The organism is Streptomyces sp. HSW2009, from assembly GCF_040240285.1.
Classification (GTDB): domain Bacteria; phylum Actinomycetota; class Actinomycetes; order Streptomycetales; family Streptomycetaceae; genus Streptomyces.
In genome coordinates, this window is record NZ_JBEHZD010000422.1 from 1 (window position 1) to 7177 (window position 7177).

Here is a 7177-nt window from a genome sequence, read left to right on the forward strand (position 1 = left end):
GGGCGCAGTACCGCGGTCCGGTCGTCACCGGCGCTGGCACGGGGACCACCGGTACCCGTACCGCGGGTGCCAGGACCGTTCGTACCCGTACCGCGGGCACTGGGACTGCCCGTACCGGAGCTACCTGTCCCGGTACTGCGAGTACCGGGACCACCAGCACCGGGACCGCCCGTACCCGCAGCGCCCGTACGGGTACCGCGAGTACCGGGACCGCCCGCACTCGTACCGCCAACACCCGCACCGCGAGTGCTGGGACCGCCCGCACCCGTACCGCCAACACCCGCACCGCGAGTGCTGGGACCACCCGCACCCGTACCGCCAACACCCGCACCGCCGTTACGCGGCTTGCGGGGCTCGAAGAAGCTGCCGCCGGAGTCACCCGTGCTGGGGCTGCTCGTGCCGCGGCCGTCCGTACCTGTACCGCGGGTGCCGGGACCGCCCGTACCGGAGCTACCTGTCCCGGTACTGCCAGCACCGGTACTGCCGGCACCGGGACCGCCCGTACCAGCAGCGCCCGTACGGGTACCGCGGGTACCGGGACCGCCCGTACCGGAGCGGTCCGTACCCGCAGCACCCGTACCGGTACCGCCCACACCCGCACCGCCGTTACGCGGCTTGCGGGGCTCGAAGAGGCTGCCGCTGGAGCTGCCTGACCCGGAGCCAGCAGCGGCCGGGGCCGATCCCGTGCGCGGGCCCGGCAGGCGGCCGGTGTCCTCGCTCGCCGTGGCTGCCGGGCCGCCGGCTCCGGCCTCGCCCTTGCGTGGCGCGGGGGGTCGGCCGGCGGGGCGGCGGGGCAGCGTGCCGGCGGTCTCCTCGCGTCCTGGCGCGTCCGTGGAGCGCTGGCCGAGACCGTCGCCGAGGGTCGTGGGGCCCTTGGCGCGGGGTGCCGGGGCGGAGTCGGGGTCGGTCGGGGTGGAGCCGCGCGGGGGGCGCGGCGGGGTGCCGTGGGGGGAGGAGTGGCCCGCGCCGGTCCGGGGTGAGCCGGAGCGCTGGCGGTCGGTGTCTTGGCTGTCGGTGCTGCGCGGGCCGGCGCCCTGTGGGGGAGCGCCCGTTCCTCCTGGTCGAGGCCGGTCGGCGGCGGGGCCGCCGGCGGGCTTGGTGCCGCTACCGCTGCCCTGGGCGCCGGGGTCGCTCCCCGCGGCGGCGGCGTTGCCGTCGCCCTTGGCGCTCTGTTGCTGAGGCTCGTCGGTCATGTGTGTAGGGACTCCTCGGCCGCCGCCCACGGTTCTGCCGTGGGGGATATGCCACGGCATAAATCCTGTCAAGTAGGGCGATTCGCGTCGTACGCCCCACGTGTCACTGTCGCATCATGCGATCCGCGCGGCGGAGGCGGCGCGCATCTGTGACAGCTCTGTGATCGGCCGACTGGCCTGGGCGACTCACCCCACAGGGTGAATAATGCCTGGCTCGCCGGCTCTATGTCGCTCTAGGCTCGTGGACTTTGGTGCCGACAGCCGGGGGAGGGGCGGAAAGTGCGGCTGTACATGGCCGTGGTGGTGAGCGGTTTTCGGCGTTATGCCACCTATCGTGCGGCCACGGTCGCCGGAGTGTTCACCAACTGCGTCTTCGGATTCATCGTCGCCTACACCTATATGGCCCTCTGGGAGCAGCGCCCGCAGCTCGGCGGGTACGACCTGGCGCAGGCCCTGACGTACGTCTGGGTGGCGCAGGGTGTGCTGGCCGCGTCCGCGCTGATCGGCGGCGGCTTCCACGAGGAGTTGCAGGAACGCATCCGCAGCGGCGACGTGGCCGTTGACCTGTACCGACCGGTTGATCTCCAACTGTGGTGGCTCGCCGCCGACGCGGGCCGGGCCGCCTTCCAACTCCTGGGCCGCGGCGTACTGCCCGTCCTGGTCGGCGCGCTCGCCTTCGACCTCGCCCTGCCCACCTCGCCGCTGACCTGGCTGTGCTTCCTGCTGGCACTGGTGCTCGGGGTGTTGGTCAGCTTCACGGTGCGCTATCTGCTGGCGCTCAGCGCGTTCTGGCTGCTCGACGGGACCGGGGTCAACATGATCGGGCTCGTCCTGTCGCTGTTCTTCTCCGGCATGATCCTGCCGCTCAACGTCTTCCCCGGGGCGCTCGGCGCCGGCGCCGAGGCGCTGCCGTGGGCGGCGATCCTCCAGGTGCCGGTCGACGTGCTGCTCGGCAGGCACCAGGGCACCGGTCTGTTCGCCGCCTTCGCCTTCCAGCTCGGCTGGGCGCTCGCGCTGCTGGCCGTCGGGCGCGCGGTGCAGTCGGTGGCGACCCGGAAGGTGGTCGTCCAAGGTGGTTGAGTCGCGGGCCTACCAGGGCGTGCGGGCGTACTTCCTGATCGTGGGCATGTGGGTGCGCTCGACGATGGCGTACCGCACCTCCTTCCTCATCATGACCCTCGGCAACATCGCGGTCACCGCACTGGACTTCGTGGTCATCGGCCTGATGTTCACGCACGTCGACGCGCTCGGCGGGTTCGACCTCGCCGAGATGGCCTTCCTCTACGGCACCAGCAGCGTCGCCTTCGGCCTCACCGACCTGTTCTTCGGCAGCACCGAACGCATCGGGCGGCGGGTGCGCGACGGCACGATGGACACCCTGCTGGTGCGGCCGGTGCCGGTGCTGGCGCAGGTGGCCGCCGACCGGTTCGCGCTGCGCCGGATCGGGCGGGTCATCCAGGGCCTGGCCCTGCTCGGCTGGGCGCTGACCGAGGTGGAGGTGGACTGGACCTGGGACCGGGTGGTGTTGCTGCCGTTGATGCTGGTCAGCGGGGCGGCCATCTTCGCTTCGGTGTTCGTGGCCGGCGCCGCCTTCCAGTTCTGGGCCGGCGACGCGGCCGAGGTGCAGAACTCGTTCACGTACGGCGGTACGACGCTGCTCCAGTACCCGCCCACGATCTTCACCGCGGACCTGGTGCGGGCGGTCACCTTCGTCCTCCCACTGGCCTTCGTCAACTGGTTCCCGGCGCTGTACGTGCTCGGCCGCGAGCAGCCGATCGGCCTGCCGGACTGGATCGGCTTCTGCGCCCCGCTGGTCGCCGCCGTCTGCTGCGCGCTCGCCGGTCTGGCCTGGCGGGCGGGGCTGCGCAGCTATCGCAGTACGGGGAGTTGACCTGGCACCCTGCCGGGCCGCGTCCCCAGCGGACGGGCCGCGGTGGCGTGCGCGACCAGACGCGGGCCGAGATGGACACCACGTACATGGACACCACGTACACAGAGCAGAGAGAGGGGCAGGGGACGATGACGGCGGACGATGCCGCGTTCATCGACGTCGACGGGGTGGAGAAGGTGTTCACCGTGCGGCGCAAGGCGGGCTTCATGCGGCGCGAGCGGCGCGAGGTGCGGGCCGTGGACGGGATCAGCTTCCGGGTGCCGCGGGGCGAGATGGTCGGCTACATCGGGCCGAACGGCGCCGGCAAGTCCACCACCATCAAGATGCTGACCGGCATCCTGGTGCCCAGCGGCGGGCGGCTGCGGGTGGCGGGCATCGACCCGTCCCGGGACCGCTCCCGGCTGGCCCGCCGGATGGGCGTGGTCTTCGGGCAGCGCACCACGCTCTGGTGGGACCTGCCACTGCGCGACTCGTACGCGCTGGTGCGGCGGATGTACCGGATTCCCGACGACCGGTACCGCGCCAACCTGGAGCGGTGCGTGGAACTGCTGGACCTCGGCGCCCTGTTGGAGGTGCCGGTGCGGCAGCTCTCGCTGGGCCAACGGATGCGCGGCGACATCGCGGCGGCCCTGCTGCACGATCCGGACGTGCTCTACCTGGACGAACCCACCATCGGCCTCGATGTGATCAGCAAGGTGAAGGTGCGGGACTTCCTGCGCGAGGTCAACGCCGAGCGGGGCACCACCGTGCTGCTGACCACGCACGACCTGACCGACATCGAGCAGTTGTGCCGGCGGGTGATGGTGATCGACCACGGGCGGGTGATGTACGACGGCGGGCTTGAGGGGCTGCACGCGGTGGGGGAGAGCGAGCGCACCCTCGTGGTCGACCTGGAGCGGGAGGTTCCGCCCATCGACGGGGTGCCGGGCGCGCGCACCGTACGGGTCGAAGGGGCCAGGCAGTGGCTGGCGTTCCCGGCCACCGCGAGCGCCGCGCCCGTCGTGGGGGCGGGGGCCGCCGCGTACCCGCTGGTCGATCTGTCCGTGCGGGAGCCGGACATCGAGGACGTGATCGCCAAGATGTACGCGGAGCGGGCGGAGGGACGGGCGGGGGCGGGCTCGACGCCACGACCGGCCCACCCGTCGCCTGCGGCGGGCCCTGTCACCCACATCACCCCCACCGGCCTCACCCGTCCCCGCCCGGGCGGCCACCAGATGTGGTGCGGCCGGCCGGCAGGTGTGATCAGGGTGAGCGGCAGCGGACGACCGGGCGCTACTGGTCTGGACCTCAGTCGGTACGACTCGGGCACGTTCGGCGCCGAAACGGGCAGCACAACGCGCCCGCGCTGCCCGCCGTGCGCCGCTCGCCTGCACGGACGGTGGTGGCCCGACCACAATTACGGGCTGCCGGCGGGCGGAAACGGGCCCGCCCGGGCGCCGGTGGAACGGCTTCCGGCAATTGCCGAGTAGACATGCACCGGTCCTGTGCGAGAATTATCTACGCGCATCAGTGAGCGAACGTCTACGACGATTCATAAACCCCTTGGGCTCAACGGCGAACCAGGGGATCAGCAATACTTCCCGGCCGGCTGCACCGTCTCCCCGGCTCTCAGGTGAAGGGTTGTTATGAGCGAAATGCGCCGCAAGCCTTCCGATACCGGCATTCGGCACTCCCGTGTCATTCCACCCGGCCATGACCCGGCGGATCGCACCATGCAGGGAATTTTCGACGAACTCTACGAAAGTGAATCCTGGAGACTCTTTCCCGGGGGTGGCGAAAAGGGTGAGAACCCGTCGCGTTCGGGCAGCGGATCGGACCTCGTACAGACCGAGGCGCTCCGTCGTGAACTGCCGGCGCTGCTGACCAGGATCGGCGCCCGCAGCATTCTGGACATCCCGTGTGGTGACTTCTCCTGGATGTCCAGGGCGGACCTCGGAGTGGACTCCTACCTCGGCGCCGACGTCGTCCCCGAGGTCATCAAGCGGAACCGGCAGGACTTTGCCGATCGGGGCCGTGCCCGCCACGTCCTCGACCTCACCCGCAGCAGGCTCCCGCGGGTCGCGAGAGCTATGTGTCCGACGTAGTGGGCGCCGCCGTCGAGCACCGATCCGCCGACAAGTCGATCGGCAGCTGGCGGATCGCCGACCTGTAGCGCAGGTGCACTCCGTCTCGACACGTCACGACGTCAAACCACAGAGACCCGGAGTTCGTGAAAGTGGCTTCAAGTGATTCGCGTATGGCCGGCATACTCGTCGTCAACGAGAGATATTTCCCGGACAGTGAAATAGAAGCGGCGCAGGTGGGCGCCACCTCCTTCACCCGATCCGTACTGCGTTGTCTGCAAAAAGCGGGACTCGCCGCCGGCGTCATCCTGTACAAGCGGGACGAGACGTGCGAAGAACCGCGGCTCGAATTCGTCCAGCGGTCCGGCGTGAGCTGTGCCCTGCTCCGCTTCAATTTCGAGATGAGCACGGAAGCGGTGAGCCGGGCCATCGCCACGGCCACGGCCCAGCTCTGCGCCGACCACGGTTTCCGCGGCCAGGCAGCACAGGCCATGCTCTATTACCAGACGGACGCCCTGCTCGGCTTCCACCCGCAAGAGCTGGCCTGCTGCGTGACCCATCACGGGCCCTTCGTGCACGACTTCGTCGAAATGTTCTCGGCCCGGGACACGGCGCGGGCGTTCGGCGATGCGGACAAGGCGCTGCACCTCTTCAAGCACCAGGAACTCGGCCTGAACCGGGTGCGGGCGAACGGGCGCATGTTTGTGCTCCAGCACTCATGGCTCCAGCGCGAGTACCTGCTCGGCCGGGGTGTCGACGAGCAACGCATACGGGCGGTCCGGCCGCCGATAACGGCACCCGAGGTGCCCGAACCGCTGCACGACGAGCGACTTGCGGCCTTCGTCGCCGGCGCCGAACTCCTCGTCTTCACGGCCGTCGCCAGGCTCGACTACTTCAAGAACGTCGAACTCCTCGTCAGCGGCGCCGTCCAGGCCCGCAAGCGGGGCGTGCCGCTGCGCATCCTGGTCGTCGGCGACCGCCCCGACGACCACGGCGCGCGCGAGGTGCTGCGCGCCCGCGTCCCCGACGAGCACCGTTCGGAGTTCCTCGCCGTCGGCAAGCTCCCGGGCCCGCAACTGCACGCCCTGTTCCGGCAGGCGCGGCCGAACGGCGTCTTCGTCTGCCCCTCGCGCTACGAGACGCTGGGCATCACCCCGCTGGAGGCGGCGCTGTCGGGCGTGTGCACGCTGATGGTCGACTCGCCGGCGGTCGAGGCGCGCCGGTTCTTCCCCGCGGCGCACCGGTTCCTGCCCAGTACGGACGGGCTGGCCGAGGCGATCGGGCAGGTGCACGCGGACCCCGCGGGCGTCGAACGACTCGGCAGGGAACTCCGCGAGACCATCGCCGCCGAGGTCTCCGAGGAGAACTTCGAACGCGACACGCTCAGCGCCTGGCAGGACTTCTCGCTGGCCGCGCAGAGCCTCGCCCCACGGGTCGCCGTACGACAGCCCGCGCGACACTCTGCGCGGCTCCCCGCGCAGGACACCCGCCCCACCGACCAGGACTCGACCCCCACCCCGGCCCGTACCTGACCCCCACCCGACCCCATTCCGCCCCACTTACCCCGCATCTGACGCCCCGCCACATCGACGCAGGTCCCGGCCGCCCGGCGGTCCGTTGGCCAGCCGCCCGCAGGGGCCGAACGGGCGGCCGGGGGCCCGCGTAGGCTGTTCGATATGAGCGGTGATTTCCCCGAGATGCGGGCCTCGGACGCCGAGCGCGAACGGGTGGCCGAGGCGTTGCGCGAGGCGGTCGCCGAGGGGCGGCTGACGATGGAGGAGTTCGACGAGCGGCTGGAGGCGGCGTACACGGCCCGTACGCACGCCGACCTTGAGCCGCTGGTGCGCGACCTTCCGGTGCCGGCGGCGCTGGCCCACCACGCCGCCCGCCCGGTCGCAGCCGGCGAGGGGGGCCCCGCCCCCCGGGCCGGGGGGGGGCGGGGCCCCCCCCCCCGCGGGGGGGGGGGGGGGCGGGGGCGGGGGGGGGCCCGCCGCCGCCCCCGGGGGGGGGGGCCCGGGGGGGCGCCGGGG

5 protein-coding genes and 1 pseudogene are annotated in these 7177 nt (G+C 71.6%); all 6 read left to right on the top strand.

Annotated elements, in window-relative coordinates; all coding sequences use genetic code 11:
* The first annotated feature begins 1472 nt into the window (after positions 1-1472).
* Positions 1473-2273 carry an ABC transporter permease gene (locus tag AAHZ94_RS25100; RefSeq protein WP_349995422.1) on the top strand — a complete coding sequence of 267 codons (801 nt, stop codon included), beginning with the start codon at positions 1473-1475 and terminating at the stop codon, positions 2271-2273.
* 46 nt (positions 2274-2319) lie between these two features.
* Positions 2320-3084 carry an ABC transporter permease gene (locus AAHZ94_RS25105; protein ID WP_349995426.1) on the top strand — a complete coding sequence of 255 codons (765 nt, stop codon included), beginning with the start codon at positions 2320-2322 and terminating at the stop codon, positions 3082-3084.
* 128 nt (positions 3085-3212) lie between these two features.
* A pseudogene (locus tag AAHZ94_RS25110) lies at positions 3213-4175 on the top strand (ABC transporter ATP-binding protein); the annotation flags it as partial.
* 621 nt (positions 4176-4796) lie between these two features.
* The gene (locus AAHZ94_RS25115) at positions 4797-5168 is read left to right on the top strand and encodes a hypothetical protein (RefSeq protein WP_349995424.1); all 372 of its coding nucleotides are present in this window, start codon (positions 4797-4799) and stop codon (positions 5166-5168) included.
* Between the two features lie 152 nt (positions 5169-5320).
* Entirely contained in the window at positions 5321-6679 is a 1359-nt protein-coding gene (locus AAHZ94_RS25120) for a glycosyltransferase family 4 protein (protein WP_349995425.1), read from the top strand.
* 144 nt (positions 6680-6823) lie between these two features.
* On the top strand, positions 6824-7177 hold a 354-nt coding region (locus AAHZ94_RS25125), incomplete at its 3' end, for a DUF1707 SHOCT-like domain-containing protein (protein ID WP_502964775.1).